This is a genomic window from Protofrankia sp. CiP1_Cm_nod4 (assembly GCF_982290645.1).
The window spans coordinates 1-14,896 of sequence record NZ_CEVIVC010000053.1 but is presented as its reverse complement, the minus strand read 5'-3'; the positions used below and the strand labels follow the sequence as shown (position 1 = coordinate 14,896).

General features: G+C 70.0%; 16 protein-coding genes. 15 read left to right on the top strand and 1 reads right to left on the bottom strand.

Features of this window, described 5'->3' with window-relative positions:
* The first annotated feature begins 134 nt into the window (after positions 1-134).
* The 15 genes from prfA (at position 135) to AC5LSR_RS12255 (ending at position 13,957) form a co-directional block, all read left to right on the top strand.
* On the top strand, positions 135-1,205 hold the full coding sequence (gene prfA, locus AC5LSR_RS12325) for a peptide chain release factor 1 (protein ID WP_250281263.1): 1,071 nt from the start codon (positions 135-137) through the stop codon (positions 1,203-1,205).
* Positions 1,202-2,326 (top strand): peptide chain release factor N(5)-glutamine methyltransferase, encoded by a 1,125-nt coding sequence (gene prmC / locus AC5LSR_RS12320; protein ID WP_250281265.1) that lies wholly within the window; start codon positions 1,202-1,204, stop codon positions 2,324-2,326. Before prfA ends, prmC begins: the two co-directional genes overlap by 4 nt.
* The gene (locus AC5LSR_RS12315) at positions 2,323-2,979 is read left to right on the top strand and encodes an L-threonylcarbamoyladenylate synthase (RefSeq protein WP_250281267.1); all 657 of its coding nucleotides are present in this window, start codon (positions 2,323-2,325) and stop codon (positions 2,977-2,979) included. Before prmC ends, AC5LSR_RS12315 begins: the two co-directional genes overlap by 4 nt.
* A 38-nt stretch (positions 2,980-3,017) precedes the next feature.
* Positions 3,018-4,274 carry a serine hydroxymethyltransferase gene (glyA, locus tag AC5LSR_RS12310; RefSeq protein WP_250281268.1) on the top strand — a complete coding sequence of 419 codons (1,257 nt, stop codon included), beginning with the start codon at positions 3,018-3,020 and terminating at the stop codon, positions 4,272-4,274.
* 20 nt (positions 4,275-4,294) lie between these two features.
* Positions 4,295-5,404 carry an MraY family glycosyltransferase gene (locus tag AC5LSR_RS12305; RefSeq protein WP_250281270.1) on the top strand — a complete coding sequence of 370 codons (1,110 nt, stop codon included), beginning with the start codon at positions 4,295-4,297 and terminating at the stop codon, positions 5,402-5,404.
* Positions 5,401-5,841, top strand: coding sequence for a Cg1360 family ATP-synthase-associated protein (locus tag AC5LSR_RS12300; RefSeq protein WP_250281273.1), 441 nt, complete (start codon positions 5,401-5,403; stop codon positions 5,839-5,841). The genes AC5LSR_RS12305 and AC5LSR_RS12300 overlap by 4 nt, the downstream gene beginning before the upstream one ends.
* A complete protein-coding gene (locus AC5LSR_RS12295) occupies positions 5,838-6,107 on the top strand; it encodes an AtpZ/AtpI family protein (RefSeq protein WP_250281274.1) in 270 nt (89 codons plus the stop codon). Before AC5LSR_RS12300 ends, AC5LSR_RS12295 begins: the two co-directional genes overlap by 4 nt.
* Positions 6,108-6,617: 510 nt before the next feature.
* Positions 6,618-7,484, top strand: coding sequence for a F0F1 ATP synthase subunit A (gene atpB, locus AC5LSR_RS12290; protein ID WP_250281276.1), 867 nt, complete (start codon positions 6,618-6,620; stop codon positions 7,482-7,484).
* Positions 7,485-7,548: 64 nt separating this feature from the next.
* Positions 7,549-7,794, top strand: a complete 246-nt coding sequence (locus AC5LSR_RS12285) for an ATP synthase subunit c family protein (protein WP_250281278.1) — start codon at positions 7,549-7,551, stop codon at positions 7,792-7,794.
* A gap of 15 nt (positions 7,795-7,809) precedes the next feature.
* Positions 7,810-8,400, top strand: a complete 591-nt coding sequence (locus AC5LSR_RS12280; RefSeq protein ID WP_250281281.1) for a F0F1 ATP synthase subunit B — start codon at positions 7,810-7,812, stop codon at positions 8,398-8,400.
* Between the two features lie 3 nt (positions 8,401-8,403).
* Positions 8,404-9,249, top strand: a complete 846-nt coding sequence (locus tag AC5LSR_RS12275; protein WP_250281283.1) for a F0F1 ATP synthase subunit delta — start codon at positions 8,404-8,406, stop codon at positions 9,247-9,249.
* Positions 9,250-9,326: 77 nt separating this feature from the next.
* A complete protein-coding gene (gene atpA, locus AC5LSR_RS12270) occupies positions 9,327-10,979 on the top strand; it encodes a F0F1 ATP synthase subunit alpha (RefSeq protein ID WP_250281285.1) in 1,653 nt (550 codons plus the stop codon).
* 3 nt (positions 10,980-10,982) lie between these two features.
* Entirely contained in the window at positions 10,983-11,879 is an 897-nt protein-coding gene (locus AC5LSR_RS12265; RefSeq protein WP_250281287.1) for a F0F1 ATP synthase subunit gamma, read from the top strand.
* A gap of 329 nt (positions 11,880-12,208) precedes the next feature.
* Positions 12,209-13,651, top strand: coding sequence for a F0F1 ATP synthase subunit beta (gene atpD, locus AC5LSR_RS12260; RefSeq protein ID WP_250281289.1), 1,443 nt, complete (start codon positions 12,209-12,211; stop codon positions 13,649-13,651).
* A 36-nt stretch (positions 13,652-13,687) separates the two neighbouring features.
* Positions 13,688-13,957, top strand: a complete 270-nt coding sequence (locus tag AC5LSR_RS12255; RefSeq protein WP_250281291.1) for a F0F1 ATP synthase subunit epsilon — start codon at positions 13,688-13,690, stop codon at positions 13,955-13,957.
* Between the two features lie 93 nt (positions 13,958-14,050).
* Here AC5LSR_RS12255 and AC5LSR_RS12250 read toward each other — a convergent pair whose 3' ends face one another.
* Positions 14,051-14,623 (bottom strand): cob(I)yrinic acid a,c-diamide adenosyltransferase, encoded by a 573-nt coding sequence (locus AC5LSR_RS12250; RefSeq protein ID WP_250281292.1) that lies wholly within the window; start codon positions 14,621-14,623, stop codon positions 14,051-14,053.
* Positions 14,624-14,896 lie beyond the last annotated feature (273 nt).

Genomic DNA, 14,896 nt, shown 5'->3' with positions numbered 1-14,896 from the left:
TTCCGTCCCGGCTGCGGCTCGGCCCAGCCACGCTTACAGTTCGACGTTGAGAGCACCCGGGAACAGCGCTGTCCGGCCCGTGACGCCCGGCGCCGCTCGCCGATCGAACGCCCCAGAACCAGGAGACGCCCGAAATGACCACTCCGCTCGACGCTCTGCTCACCGAGCACGCCGAGCTGGAGAGCCGGCTCGCCGACCCGTCGGTACACGCCGACCCGGCGCTGGCCCGCAGCCTCGGCCGCCGATACGCGGAACTGACCCCGGCGGTGGAGACCGCCCGCGAGCTGGACCGGGTGGCCGCGGATCTGGCGACGGCCCGCGAGCTCGCCGCCGAGGACGCCTCGTTCCGCGCGGAGGTCGCGGAACTGGAGGCCGAGCAGGAGACACTGCGTAACAGACTGCGCGCCCATCTGGTGCCCACCGACCCGGACGACGCCCGGGACGCGATCCTGGAGATCAAGGCGGGCGCCGGCGGTGAGGAGTCGGCCCTGTTCGCCGGCGACCTGCTGCGGATGTACCTGCGCTACGCCGAACGCCGCGGCTGGCGGACCGAGATCCTTGACGCGAACCCCAGCGACCTCGGCGGCTACCGGGACGTGAGCGTGGCGGTGAAGGCCGGCCGGGGGGGCTCCGAGGGAGTCTTCGGGCGGCTGCGCTTCGAAGGCGGGGTCCACCGGGTGCAGCGGGTGCCGGTCACCGAGTCGGCCGGGCGCGTCCACACCTCGGCGGCCGGCGTCCTGGTGCTGCCCGAGGCGGCGGAGGTCGAGGTCGACATCGACCCCAACGACCTGCGGATCGACGTGTACCGCTCCTCCGGCCCCGGTGGGCAGAGCGTCAACACGACGGACTCGGCGGTGCGGATCACCCACCTGCCCAGCGGGCTGGTGGTGTCCTGCCAGAACGAGAAGAGCCAGCTGCAGAACAAGGAGTCGGCCCTGCGCATCCTGCGGGCCCGGCTGCTGTCGGCGGCCCGTGAGCGGGCGCAGGCCGAGGCGTCGGCGGCGCGGGCGAGCCAGGTCCGCACGGTGGACCGCTCCGAGCGCGTCCGTACCTACAACTTCGCCGAGAACCGGATCAGCGACCACCGGGTCGGTTACAAGGCGTACAACCTCGACCAGGTGCTCGACGGTGAGCTCGACGACGTCCTCAACGCGCTGGTCGCGGCGGACCTCCAGGCCAGGCTGTCGGTCGGGGTGGCGACGTGACCTCCGCCGCGCCCGGCCCGGCCCGGCCCGGTGCTCGGGCACAGACACCTGCGGCGCACCCTCCTCACGCCCCGTACACCTCACGCACCTCGCGCGCCTCGTACCCGCCGGGCCCGCACCCGGGCGCCGAGCCCGGCCCGGACCCACGGGCCGAGATCGACGCGGCGGCCGCGGTACTGTCCGCGGCCGGGGTGGCCAGCCCCCGGGCGGACGCGGAGCAGCTTGCCGCCCACGTCACCGGCGAGCCCCGCTGGCGGCTGGCGCTGACGGCCACGATGACCCCGGCCGAGCGCGGCCTCTTCCACGACCTGGTGGCCCGCCGGGCCGCCAGGGTGCCGTTGCAGCACCTGGTGGGCACGGTCGGGTTCCGCTATCTGACCCTGGCCGTCGGCCCGGGTGTGTTCGTGCCCCGGCCGGAGACCGAGACGGTGGTCGGCCAGGCCATCGACACCGTCCGCGCGGCCGGCTGGGACAGGCCGGTCTGCGTGGACCTGTGCACCGGCTCCGGCGCGATCGCCCTCGCGCTCGCCGACGAGCTGCCGGGCGCGCGGGTGCACGCCGTCGACAGCGACCCGGACGCGCTGCTGTGGGCGAAGCGTAACGTCGTGCTCACCGGAAGAGTGCTGGCCGTGCACCACGCCGACGTGGGGATCGACCTGTCCGGCGGTGCCGCGTCCCGGCCCGGCCCGTCGGACGCCCCGGGCGTCCCGGGCGTCCGGAGCGTCCCGGCCGTCACCGACGTGCTGGCGGACCTGCTCGGCCGGGTCGACCTGGTGGTGAGCAACCCGCCGTACCTGGGCGACGACGAGCGGGGCACGCTCGAGCCGGAGGTCGACGATCACGACCCGCCGGCCGCCCTGTGGGCCGGGCCGGACGGCCTGGCCGGCGTGCGCGCCGTCGCGGCGGTGGCGGCCGAACTGCTCCGTGACGGTGGCCGGCTGGTGATCGAGCATGCCGACCGGCACGGCTCGGCGGCCCCTGCCCTGCTGCGGGCGCACGGTCACTGGGATGATGCCCACGACCATCAGGACCTGACCGGACGGGACCGGTTCGTCACGGCGACCCGCCGGGCCCGCAGTAAGCCGGGCCCGGCCCAGGGGACAGCAGGGGAGGAGCGGTGAGCAGACGCTACGACTGCACGGACCCCGAGACACGGGGGAGCGGCCTGGAGGCGGCCACCCGCGCGGTCCGGCACGGCGGCCTGGTGGTGTTACCCACCGACACGCTGTACGGCATCGGGGCCGACGCCTTCGACCAGGTCGCGGTCCAGGCCCTGCTCACGGCCAAGGGCCGCGGGCCGGAGATGCCCGTGCCCGTGCTGATCGGTTCGTGGCGCACCCTCGACGGCCTGGTGGAGCGGGTGACCCAGCAGGTCCGTGACCTGGTGCGGGCGTTCTGGCCGGGTGGGCTCACCCTGATCGTGCGGCACGCGCCGTCGCTGACCTGGGATCTCGGTGACGCCCGGGGCACGGTCGCGGTACGGATGCCGCTGCACCCGGTGGCGATCGAGCTGCTCGGCCGGACCGGCCCGATGGCGGTGTCCAGCGCCAACATCAGCGGCCGGCCGCCGGCGACCACGGCCGACGACGCGCTCGCCCAGCTCGGCGACTCCGTCGAGGTGTACCTGGACGGCGGGCCCTGCGCGCTCGGCGTCGCCTCGACGATCGTCGACTGCACCGATGACGTCCCGCGGGTTCTGCGGGTCGGCGCCGTCGGCCTGGCGGCGCTGCGCGCGATCGTCCCATCACTTCGGGTACCCGCCGCGGTGGACTGACGCAGCACAGTGAACCGACACAGCAGGAGAGGCAGCTTATGAGCACCCCGTTCTGGGGCCCGGACTTCGACCAGCTCCACGCCGAGGATCCCGAGATCGCCGGTGTCCTCCTGGACGAACTGGACCGGCTGCGAGGCGGGCTCCAGCTCATCGCCAGCGAGAACTTCACCTCGCCGGCGGTGCTGGCGGCCCTCGGGTCGACGTTGTCGAACAAGTACGCCGAGGGATACCCCGGCCGCCGCTACTACGGCGGATGCCAGGTCGTGGACCGCGCGGAGGAGATCGGTATCGCCCGGGCGAAGGAGCTCTTCGGCGCCGAGCACGCCAACCTGCAGCCGCATTCGGGGGCGCAGGCCAACTTCGCGGTGTACGCGGCGCTGCTGGTGCCTGGTGACACCGTGTTGGCGATGTCCCTTCCGCACGGCGGTCACCTCACCCACGGTAGCCGGGTCAACTTCAGCGGCAAGTGGTTCAACGTCGCCGCGTACGGGGTGCGCGAGGACACCGAGCTGATCGACTACGACGAGGTGCGCGACCTCGCCCGCCAGCACCAGCCCAAAATGATCATCTGTGGCGCCACCGCCTACCCGCGGCTGATCGACTTCGCCGCCTTCCGGTCGATCGCGGACGAGGTCGGGGCCTGGCTGATGGTGGACGCCGCCCACTTCATCGGCCTGGTCGCGGGCGGGGCCATCCCGAGCCCGGTGCCCTACGCCGACGTCGTCAGCTTCACCACCCACAAGGTGCTGCGCGGCCCGCGGGGCGGGATGATCCTCTGCCGGGAGGAGCTCGCCCAGCGCATCGACAAGGCGGTCTTCCCCTTCAGCCAGGGCGGCCCGCTCATGCATGCGGTCGCGGCCAAGGCGGTCGCCCTGCGGGAGGCCGCGACCCCCGCCTACCAGGACTACGCCCAGCAGGTGATCCGTAACGCCCAGGCGCTCGCGGACGCGCTCGCCGCCGAAGGGGTGCGCCCGGTCGCCGGCGGCACCGACACCCACCTCGCCCTGCTCGACCTGCGCGCGCTCGGGGTCACCGGCAAGGAGGCGGAGGCCCGCTGCGACGCCGCCCGCATCACGCTGAACAAGAACGCGATCCCGTACGACCCACAGCCCCCCGCGGTCTCCTCCGGGATCCGGGTGGGTACCCCGGCGGTGACCACCCAGGGCATGAAGGAGGGCGAGATGAAGGACATCGCCGCGCTCATCGCCCGTGTCATCGGCGACCCCGGCTCGGCCGCCGACGTGGCCGCCAGCGTCACCGCCCTGACGGCCCGGCACCCCGTCTACCCTCGGTAAGAAGCGGGTGCGTCAGAAGATTGCGGGAGTATCTGCTCGTCTTCGCCGTGTCGGCGGCGATCACATTTTTGTGCACGCCGGCCGCGCGGTGCTTCGCGGTCCGGATCGGCGCGGTCGCCGGTGTCCGGGACCGTGACGTCCATGCCGTGCCGACGCCACGGCTGGGCGGCCTGGCCATGCTCGCCGGGCTGGCCGCCGGGCTGCTCGTCGCCGACCAGCTCCCGTTCCTCTCCGCGGTCTCCGCGGACTGGGCCGAGCCGCACGCGGTGCTGGTCGCCGGCGCGCTGATCTGCCTGCTCGGCGTGGTGGACGACCGGTGGCCGCTGGATCCGGTGACGAAGCTCGCGGGCCAGGTCGTGGCTGCCGGGGTGATGGTGCTGCTGGGCATCCAGTGGTCCTTCGCGGTGAACCCGGACAGTGACACGACCTTCAGCCTCGGGCCGGAGACGGCCGTGCCGCTGTCGATCCTCGCCACGGTGATCCTGGTCAACGCCATGAACTTCATCGACGGGCTGGACGGTCTTGCCGCCGGGGTCGCGGCCATCGCGGCGGGCGCCACGTTCTACTTCGCCTACGAGGTCGCCGTTATCAACCACTTCTCCCGGGCCGCGCCGGCCGCGCTGCTGGCCGCCGTCACCGCCGGTGTGTGCGTCGGCTTCCTGCCGCACAACTTCAACCCGGCGCGGCTGTTCATGGGGGACTCCGGCTCGATGCTGGTCGGCCTGCTCTCCGCCGCCTCCATGATCTCGGTGACGGGCCAGGTGGCCTATGGCGGATATGCTGGGCCGTCCCGCTCCCTGCCGTCCCTGATCCCGTTGGCCATCCCGTTGGCGGTGCTCGCAGTGCCCTTCATCGACCTGGGGCTGGCGGTGGTCCGCCGGACCAGGGCCGGCCGGTCCCCGTTCGCCCCGGACAAGATGCATCTGCACCACCGGATGCTGGAAATCGGGAAATCCCACGTCCGGGCCGTGCTCATCATGTACTTCTGGGCGGCGCTGCTCGGTTTCGGCGGGGTCGCCGCGTCCTTTGCCCGGCAGCCGCTGCCGATCCTCGCCACCGTTGTGGGCCTTGGTCTCGCGGGGCTGCTGGTGCTGTTGCTGGCCGGTCAACGATCCGCGCGGCGCGCATGATCACCGCCGCTGGACGGACGATCAGAACCGGTCTGCTGGTGCTCGCCGCTGTCGCGGTCCCGGCGCTGCCGGTCGCCGGCTTCGCCCGTGGCGCGGACGGGCTCGCCGCCGTCGCCGCCGGTCTTGCTCTTGTCGGGTTGTTCTTCACGGCGAGCAAGGTCGCGATAAGCGTTGTCGCCCGCCGGATGCGGGCGATGGTGCTGCCCGCGGCGCTGGGCACCTATCTGCTAAAGGTCATTATTCTGGGTGTTCTGCTGGTGGCTCTGGAGGGCTCCGAGGACGTCGACCTGATCGCCTTCTCCTGGGCCGTCCTGGTGGGTGTTCTCGGCTGGGTCGGTGCCGAGCTGTGGGTGGCCACCCACACCCGGGTCCCGTTCTACGACCCGGACACCTTCCGCGGGCAGGGCGACTCCCCACGTGACACCCTGAATACGTGAGCGACGCCGAACACACCCCCGGGGACGCCGGAAACAGCTCCGGCGCGGGTGGTGGGCCGCGTCGTCCGTACCGGCCCGGCCTGATCTCCGGCGAGATGTGGAGCGCGTTCGGCACGCTGCTCGCCGGTACCGGCTTCTGGGGGCTGGTCGGCTACGGGATCGACCGTGTCACCGGTATCGGCACGGTCTTCCTGCCGGTGGGCGTTGTCGTCGGGATGGGGGCCTCGATCTATCTTGTGATCTATCGGGCGATGCGGCGCCAGTGACCCCGGGCCCGGCGGTGCGGATGCTTCCCGGGTGTACACCGGTCATGATCGATAGTCCTTTGGCCCGCCGGGCAGGCGCGGACTGCTGCGCTGTGTGATCACATGGATCCGTAGCGTCCATCCTGGGGCGCCGACAGGAAACGTTCGGGTGCCGTTTGTGTGAACGGGCGAGTGAGCAACCTCTGCTCGGCCCGGACTTGATGCCGATGGCGCCGGGGTGTGGATAGTATCGCCAGTGTCGAGTGTTGGCTTGCTGACATCCGGTGTGAGTCGTATCTCTTGGCGGTCCTGTCAGTTCATGATCATAGGGTATCGATAGATGGTCGTGCCTGGCGGCTGGCTGCGTCCGGTGATCGTCATGTCTGGTATGCCAGGTGCCCGAGTGGGATGCGACCCGCGCCGGGCATGGCTGTCCGCTTGGACCAGATAGGGTGAGCCCATACCGCCGCCGGTACGGCTGCGTCTCTTTTCCGCTGGTGAGAGTGTATTTCGATCTTGGAGGTGTACGTCGTGCCGGTCCCCCCGGTCCTCGCGGACGAGGGCTTCCACGGCCCGACCAAGGAGGTGTTCCAGACACCCCACTGGTTCGACGTCGATCTCGGGCCGGTCGACTTCTACCTGAACAAGGGGACCGCTCTGGGGATCTTCGCCGCGCTCGTCGTCGGTGTGGTCTTCTGGCTGGGTTTCCGGCGCGCGACGGTTGTGCCACGCGGGCTGCAGAACGTCTGTGAGTCCATCTACGACTTCATCGACATCTCGATCGCCCGGGACGTCATCGGGGAGAAGGGGCGGACATACACGCCCTACCTGGTGGTGCTGTTCAGCTTCGTGCTGATCTCCAATGTGCTTGCGATCATCCCCGGCGCCCAGTTCCCGCCGACCTCGCGGATAGCGGTTCCGATCGTTCTCTCCGCCATCACCTACGTGCTGTTCAACCACGCCGGTATCAGGACCGCCGGCGCCCGGGCGTATTTCGGCCACATGGTCAATCCGGCGCCGTCGGCACCCTTCCCGGTCAAGCTGCTGCTCGGGCCGATCGAGCTGCTGTCGACCTTGGTCGTACGCCCGTTCACGCTGGCGGTCCGGTTGTTCGCGAACATGTTCGCCGGCCACATCCTGTTGCTGGTGTTCTCGCTCGGCGCGGAGTACCTGCTGCCGAAGCCACCTTTCGTCTTCGGTGTCGCCTCGTTGCTCATGACGATCGTGCTGACCGGCTTCGAGCTCATCATTGACTTCCTGCAGGCGTACATCATCACGATTCTCACGGCCGCCTTCATCGGCGGCGCGCTTGAGGAGCACGGGGACGAGCACGACAGCTCGCACCCGGCCGACCAGGTGCCCGCCGTCAGCGGCGCGTCCGCCGCGGCACACGCATAAGGTTCGGACACCCCGATCAGCACCGCGGCAGGTCGCGGTGCCCGACTGGAAAAGGAATAATGACATGGCAGACACCACTGTGGTGCTTGCTGCTGCCGACCAGGTGAGCGGCTCTCTCGGCGCGGTGGCCTACGGCCTCGCGGCCATCGGGCCGGGCATCGGTATCGGCCTTATCTTCGGGCTGGGCGTACAGGCCATCGCCCGGCAGCCAGAAGCCGAGCAGGTCGCTTTCCGTTACATGATCATCGGATTCGCGCTTGCGGAAGCACTCGCCCTGATCGGTTTCGTCGTCCCGTTCGTCTTCCCCTAAGCCGGGGGAGACACCGTGGCTATCACGACACTGCTGCTCGCGGCCGAGGAGGGCGCCGGGCACTCGGACGAGAACGTCCTCGTCCCGCCGCTGAACGAGCTGCTCATCGGCACCCTGGCCTTCGGCCTGCTGGTGGCCTTCTTCTTCTGGAAGGTCTACCCGCAGATCAAGCGGACCTACGCCGAGCGCAGCGACCGTATCGAGGGCAGCCTGGCACGCGCCGAGCGCACCCAGCGGGATGCCGAGGACCTGCTGCTGTCCTACCGCCGGCAGCTCGCCGAGGCCCAGGACGAGGCGGGGCGCATCCGCCAGGACGCCCGTGAGCAGGGGCAGCAGATTCTCGACTCGCTGCGCGCGCAGGCCGGCGAGGAGGTCGCCGAGATCAAGGCCCGTGGCGAGGCACAGCTCGCCGCCGAGCGGGCCCAGGTCGTCGCCCAGATCCGGCGCGAGATCGGCGAGATCGCACTTGAGCTCGCCACCAAGATCGTCGGTCACGAGCTGCAGCGGGACGACCGTCAGCGGCAGCTCATCGACGACTTCATCGCCGGGCTGGAGCATCCGGCGGACGGCACGACGGTCCCGGCGCCGGCCGGCCCGGGAGGCTGAGCCGTGGACGGATCCAGCCGTCGTTCACTGGCGGTGGCGCGGGCTCGGCTCGACGAGCTGACCGCGCTCCCGCCGCCGGGTACCGCGACCGGCTCGCGGCCCGCCCCCAACCTCGCCCGGCTCGCGGACGACCTCGACGGGGTGGTGGACCTGCTCGACCGCGAGCTGGTCGTCCGCCGCGCGCTGACCGATCCGGGCATGCCCGGATCGGCCCGTTCCGAGCTCGCGGCCAGGCTGTTCGGCTCGAAGATCTCGCCAACGGCACTGGAGATCGTGCAGGTCGCGGCGGCCGGGCGCTGGGCTCGGCCGCTGGACCTCCAGCAGGCGTTGGCCGAGCTCGCCGTCGAGGTCCTGCTCGCGCAGGCGCAGCGCAACAACGTCCTGGACGACGTCGAGGACGAGCTGTTCCGCTTCGGCCGGCTGCTCAACCGGACGCCGGAGCTGTCGCTGGCGCTGAGCGCCCCGGCCGCCCCGGCATCGGCCAAGCAGGCGCTGGTGGCCAGGCTGCTGGACGGCAAGGCCCACCCCGTGACCGTCCGGCTCATCCAGCGTGCGGTTACCGAACGTTACCATGGCGACCTCGAGCGCAGGCTCGAGCAGCTCACCACGATCGCCGCGGCCCGGCGTAACCGTCTGGTCGCGGTGGTGCTGAGCGCCGTCCCGCTCGCGGGCGACCAGATCTACCGGCTGCGGACGGCGATCAGCCGTTATTTTGGCCGTGACGTGCAGCTCCAGGTGGACATCGACCCCGCTGTTCTCGGGGGCGTCGTCGTGCGGGTCGGTGACGAGGTGGTCGATGGCAGTGTCCTGCGCCGCCTCACCGACGCACGCCGGCGACTGCTGAGGTAGGGCGCTCCCGTGGACATCCAGATCTCGCCGCCCGATCTGCGGGACGTGCCCGCACCATTTGTTGAAGGACCAAAGCGATGACTGAGCTCTCCATCCGACCGGAGGAAATCCGCGCCGCCCTCCGGGACTACGTCGACTCCTACCAGGCATCAGCCGGAGAGCGCGAGGAGGTCGGCCGGGTCGTCGTCGCGGGCGACGGCATCGCGCGGGTCGAGGGCCTGCCGCACGCCATGACCAACGAGCTGCTGGAGTTCCACGGCGGGGTGCTCGGCCTCGCGCTCAACCTGGACGTGGGCGAGATCGGCTGCGTTCTGCTGGGTGAGTCCGAGCACATCGAGGAGGGCCAGGAGGTCCGCCGCACCGGCGAGATCCTCTCCGTCCCGGTCGGGGACGGCTTCCTCGGCCGGGTCGTCGACCCCCTCGGCCGCCCGATCGACGGCCTCGGGGAGATCGTCTCGACCGAGACCCGGGCCCTTGAGCTGCAGGCGCCCACGGTCGTGCAGCGCCAGCCGGTCAAGGAGCCGTTGCAGACCGGCATCAAGGCCATCGACGCGATGACCGCCATCGGGCGTGGCCAGCGCCAGCTCATCATCGGCGACCGGCAGACCGGCAAGAGCTCGGTCGCCCTCGACACGATCATCAACCAGCGCGAGAACTGGGCGACCGGGGACCCGAAGCTCCAGGTCAAGTGCGTCTATGTGGCGATCGGCCAGAAGAAGTCGACGATCCGGGACGTTCTGAACACCCTGGAGGAGACCGGCGCGCTGGCCTACACGACCATTGTCGCCGCTCCCGCCGACCAGCCGGCCGGTTTCAAGTACCTCGCGCCCTACACCGGTTCCGCGATCGGCCAGCACTGGATGTACAACGGCCAGCATGGCCTGATCGTCTTCGACGACCTGTCCAAGCAGGCCGAGGCCTACCGGGCCATCTCGCTGCTGCTGCGCCGCCCGCCGGGCCGTGAGGCCTACCCCGGCGACGTCTTCTACCTGCACTCCCGGCTGCTCGAGCGCTGCGCGAAGCTCTCGAACGAGCTCGGCGGCGGGTCGCTGACCGGTCTGCCGATCATCGAGACCAAGGGCAACGACATCTCCGCCTACATCCCGACGAACGTCATCTCCATCACCGACGGGCAGATCTTCCTCGAGACCGACCTGTTCAACCAGGGTGTCCGGCCGGCCATCAACGTCGGCACCTCGGTCTCCCGGGTGGGTGGCAGCGCCCAGGTCAAGGCGATGAAGTCCGTCGCCGGCCGGCTGCGTCTCGACCTTGCCCAGTACCGTGAGCTGGAGGCGTTCTCGGCCTTCGGCTCCGACCTGGACAAGGCGTCACGCGCCCAGCTCGACCGGGGCGCGCGCCTGGTCGAGCTGCTCAAGCAGCCGCAGTTCCAGCCGTTCTCGGTCGAGCGCGAGGTCGTCTCGATCTGGGCGGGGACGACCGGCCACCTCGACGAGGTGCAGATCGCTGACATCCGCCGGTTCGAGAGCGAGTTCCTCGAGTTCATCGACCGGGCCCGGCCGGGGCTGTTCAAGACGATCCGCGAGACCGGCAAGCTCGACGACGACACCCTCGCCGCGCTCGAGCGTCTGATCGCGAAGTTCAAGACCGAGTTCGCGCTCTCCGGCGGTCAGCCTCTGATCAACGATCCGGTGCCGGACACCCTCGACCCCTCCGAGGTGGAGCAGGAGTCGATCAAGGTGCACCGGTCGCAGCCGCGGGACGAGGACTAAGCCATGGCCGGCCAGCTCCGTGAATACCGGCGCCGCATCCGGTCGGTGCAGTCGACCAAGAAGATCACTCGGGCGATGGAGCTCATCGCGGCGTCCCGGATCGTCAAGGCCAAGGCCAGGGTGGCCGCGTCCCGGCCGTACGCGGACGAGATCACCCGGGTGATCTCCGCGGTCGCGTCGCAGACCACGGTCCGCCACCCGCTGACGACCGAGCACGCCGAGGCTCGCCGCGCGGCGGTTCTCGTGATCACCAGTGACCGTGGCCTCGCCGGCGGCTACAACGCCAATGTGCTGCGTCGCACCGGTGAGCTGCTGGAGTTGCTGCGCGCCGAGGGCAAGGAAACGGTCCTGTACGCGGTCGGCCGCAAGGCCGTCACCTACTACCGGTTCCGTGGCAGGGAGCTGGCCGGGGAGTTCACCGGCTTCTCCGAGCAGCCCGGTTACGACAACGCCAAGGAAGTCGCCGACGCGCTCATCGCGCGGTTCGTCGCGTCGAGTGAGGCCGGTGGCGTGGACGAGATCCACCTGGTCTTCACCGAGTACGTGAACACGCTGACGCAACGGCCGGCTGCTCACCGCATCCTTCCGCTGGTGCTGGAGAAGACCACCGAGCCCCCGCCCGGTGGCCCGCTCCCGCAGTACGAGTTCGAGCCGTCCGCCGAAGGCGTCCTGGACGCGCTGCTGCCGCGATACGTCGAAAGCCGGCTGTACGCGTCCCTGCTGGAATCCGCGGCATCCGAGTCGGCGGCGCGGCAGCGGGCGATGAAGTCCGCGACCGACAACGCCGGCGAGCTGATCAAGACCTACACCCGGCGGGCCAACGCCGCCCGCCAGGACGCGATCACGCAGGAGATATCGGAGATCGTCGGAGGCGCCAACGCGCTCGCTCAGGCCTCATAGGCTGAAGGCGGTGCGACGCTCTGCTCGTCGCACCGCCTTCAGGCCAGGGGAGGAAGCCTGGCCGGGAGCGGCGCGATGACGTCTGCCGCGCGGCCGGAGGCACAACGGAACTTGAAGGCGGCGCGGCCATGCCTCTCGTGTGGACGGGTCCCGAGGGAAGCACCGGCACCGACGATCATCACAACCAAAAAGATCAACAAAACCTGATGTTGCGGGCATCCACACGGAGTGGCCGGTGACTTCGGGGCACAAGTGAAACCGCCCAAAGCTGCTGGCATCCTTCAGGTAACGGCCGGTAGCCGCAGGGCACAAGTGGAACTGAGGACGCCATGACCGTCACCACCACCTCGCCCGCCGCGGCGGAGGGCAAGGCCCCTGGGATCGGCCGGGTCGCCCGTGTAATCGGCCCGGTCGTCGATGTGGAGTTCGCACCCGAGGAGATCCCCGAGATCTACCGCGCGCTGCGCGTCGACCGCACCATCAACGGACAGACCGCGACCCTCACCCTTGAGGTCGCGCAGCACATCGGTGAGAACACCGTACGGACGATCTCCATGCAGCAGACCGACGGTCTGGTCCGTGGGGCGCCTGTCCGGGACACCGGTTCGCCGATCACCGTCCCTGTCGGCAACGCCACCCGAGGGCACGTGTTCAACGTGCTCGGCGAGCCGCTGGACGTCCCCAGCGTCGACACCGACGTACGCCGGTCGATCCACGCCACGGCGCCCGCCTTCGACCAGCTCGAGTCGAAGACGGAGATGTTCCCGACCGGGATCAAGGTCATCGACCTGCTGGCGCCCTACGTCCGCGGTGGGAAGATCGGCCTGTTCGGCGGCGCCGGTGTGGGCAAGACGGTCGTCATCCAGGAAATGATCAACCGGGTTGCCAAGCAGTTCAGCGGTGTCTCGGTGTTCGCCGGGGTGGGGGAGCGCACCCGTGAGGGCAACGACCTGTTCCTGGAGATGACCGAGGCCGGCGTCATCGACGACACGGCACTGGTCTTCGGCCAGATGGACGAGCCACCCGGCACCCGGCTGCGGATCGCGCTCGCGGCGCTGACCATGGCGGAGTACTTCCGCGACGTCCAGAAGCAGGACGTGCTGCTGTTCATCGACAACATCTTCCGGTTCACCCAGGCCGGCTCGGAGGTCTCCACCCTGCTCGGACGGATGCCGAGCGCGGTGGGCTACCAGCCGACGCTGGCTGACGAGATGGGCGTCCTGCAGGAGCGGATCACCTCGACGCGTGGCCACTCGATCACCTCGCTCCAGGCGATCTACGTCCCCGCGGACGACATCACCGACCCGGCGCCGCACACCACCTTCACCCACCTCGACGCCACCACGGTGCTCTCGCGGGCCATCTCCGACCTGGGGATCTACCCCGCCGTCGACCCGCTGGACTCCAGCTCCCGCATCCTCGACGCCCGCTACCTCGGGCAGGAGCACTACGACGTCGCCCGCGAGGTGCAGCGCATCCTGCAGCGCTACAAGGACCTGCAGGACATCATCGCCATTCTCGGTATCGACGAACTGTCCGAGGAGGACAAGATTCTCGTCAACCGGGCGCGGCGCATCCAGCGCTTCCTGTCGCAGCCGTTCTTCGTGGCCGAGCAGTTCACCGGTATCCCGGGCACCTTCGTCCCGCTCGAGGACACGATCAAATCCTTCAAGAAGCTGACCGAAGGCGACTACGACCACCTCCCCGAGCAGGCGTTCTTCATGTGCGGCGGTATCGAGGACGCCGAGAAGAAAGCCAAGGAACTCCTCTGACGTGAATGATGTGACGGCAGGAAGGACGGCAGCGCGATGCCGATACGGGTAGCGATCGTCTCGCCGGAGCGGGAGGTGTGGTCAGGGGATGCCGACATGGTCATCGCCCGGACCACGGAGGGTGAGATCGGGGTGCTGCCCAGGCACGTCCCGTTGCTCGGAGTTCTCGTCCAGGGCGGTGAGGTGCGGGTCAAAATCGGTAGCGAGACCCTGACCGTCGCCGTCGACGGCGGTTTTCTGTCCGTGACCGACCAGGGCGTGAGCATTCTCGCCGAGCACGCGACCCTGTCGGCCCCCACCACCTGACCCGGACCAGCGGCAGCGAGAAGGCCGGTGGCGACGCGGAGAACCACAACCACGTCACCACCGGCCTTTGTTGCGTTGTCGGCTGTTGGGTTGTCAGCGGCCCGCGCCGGGCTGCCAGAGGACGTCGCCGCCGGGGTTGGCGACCCGGGAAAGGATGAACAGCAGGTCGGAAAGGCGGTTGAGATAGCGGACGGGCAGGGGGCTGGTGCGGTCCGGGTCGTCCGCCAGCAGGGCCCAGGCCGAGCGTTCCGCACGGCGGGCCACCGTCCGCGCGACATGCAGCAGGGCCGCGCCGGGTGAGCCGCCCGGCAGGATGAACGAGTTCAGCTTGGGCAGGTTCTCGTTGTACCGGTCGCAGGCTTCCTCAAGGCGGTCGATGTAGGCCTGGCTCACCCGCAGCGGGGGGAACGACGGGTTGTCCGCGACCGGCGTGCACAGGTCGGCGCCGAGGTCGAACAGGTCGTTCTGCACCTGGGCCAGCACCGCCCGGACGTCCTCGGGCAGGGCGCCGAGGGCCAGCGCCACGCCGATGGCGGAGTTCGTCTCGTCCACGTCCGCGTACGCGGCCAGCCGCGGGTCGGTCTTGCGGACCCGGGAGGTGTCGCCGAGCGCGGTCGTGCCGTCGTCCCCGGTCCGCGTGTAGATCCGGGTCAGGTGGATGGCCATGTCGCCACACTGTAGGCGCTCCACCGCTGCGCAGGCGCGCGAGCGGCTGTGACCGCGGGTTTTCCGGGAGGGGCGCGGGGCGCGCCGAGTGGATTCCGCGCCGCCCTCCGAGCCGCTGACCAGCGGCATCCGATCATGCCGGGCTGGTGGTTCGTCCCCGCGCCGGGCGGGCATCCCGCGTCCTTTATCGGTATTTGAACGAATTTTTCCCCATGGCGAAAACGCCCGGTACGGGAATGGCGGTCACGGGATTTCCGCGGTGGGGCGCGGGCG

What these genes read in the sequence shown, in the direction of transcription:
- glyA (WP_250281268.1), top strand. Translation starts at nt 3,018, where the DNA reads ATGAGCACCCCGTTCTGGGGCCCGGACTTCGACCAGCTCCACGCCGAG.
- prfA (WP_250281263.1), top strand. Translation starts at nt 135, where the DNA reads ATGACCACTCCGCTCGACGCTCTGCTCACCGAGCACGCCGAGCTGGAG.
- atpA (WP_250281285.1), top strand. Translation starts at nt 9,327, where the DNA reads ATGACTGAGCTCTCCATCCGACCGGAGGAAATCCGCGCCGCCCTCCGG.
- AC5LSR_RS12285 (WP_250281278.1), top strand. Translation starts at nt 7,549, where the DNA reads ATGGCAGACACCACTGTGGTGCTTGCTGCTGCCGACCAGGTGAGCGGC.
- AC5LSR_RS12265 (WP_250281287.1), top strand. Translation starts at nt 10,983, where the DNA reads ATGGCCGGCCAGCTCCGTGAATACCGGCGCCGCATCCGGTCGGTGCAG.
- AC5LSR_RS12250 (WP_250281292.1), bottom strand. Translation starts at nt 14,623, where the DNA reads ATGGCCATCCACCTGACCCGGATCTACACGCGGACCGGGGACGACGGC.
- AC5LSR_RS12300 (WP_250281273.1), top strand. Translation starts at nt 5,401, where the DNA reads ATGATCACCGCCGCTGGACGGACGATCAGAACCGGTCTGCTGGTGCTC.
- AC5LSR_RS12255 (WP_250281291.1), top strand. Translation starts at nt 13,688, where the DNA reads ATGCCGATACGGGTAGCGATCGTCTCGCCGGAGCGGGAGGTGTGGTCA.
- atpD (WP_250281289.1), top strand. Translation starts at nt 12,209, where the DNA reads ATGACCGTCACCACCACCTCGCCCGCCGCGGCGGAGGGCAAGGCCCCT.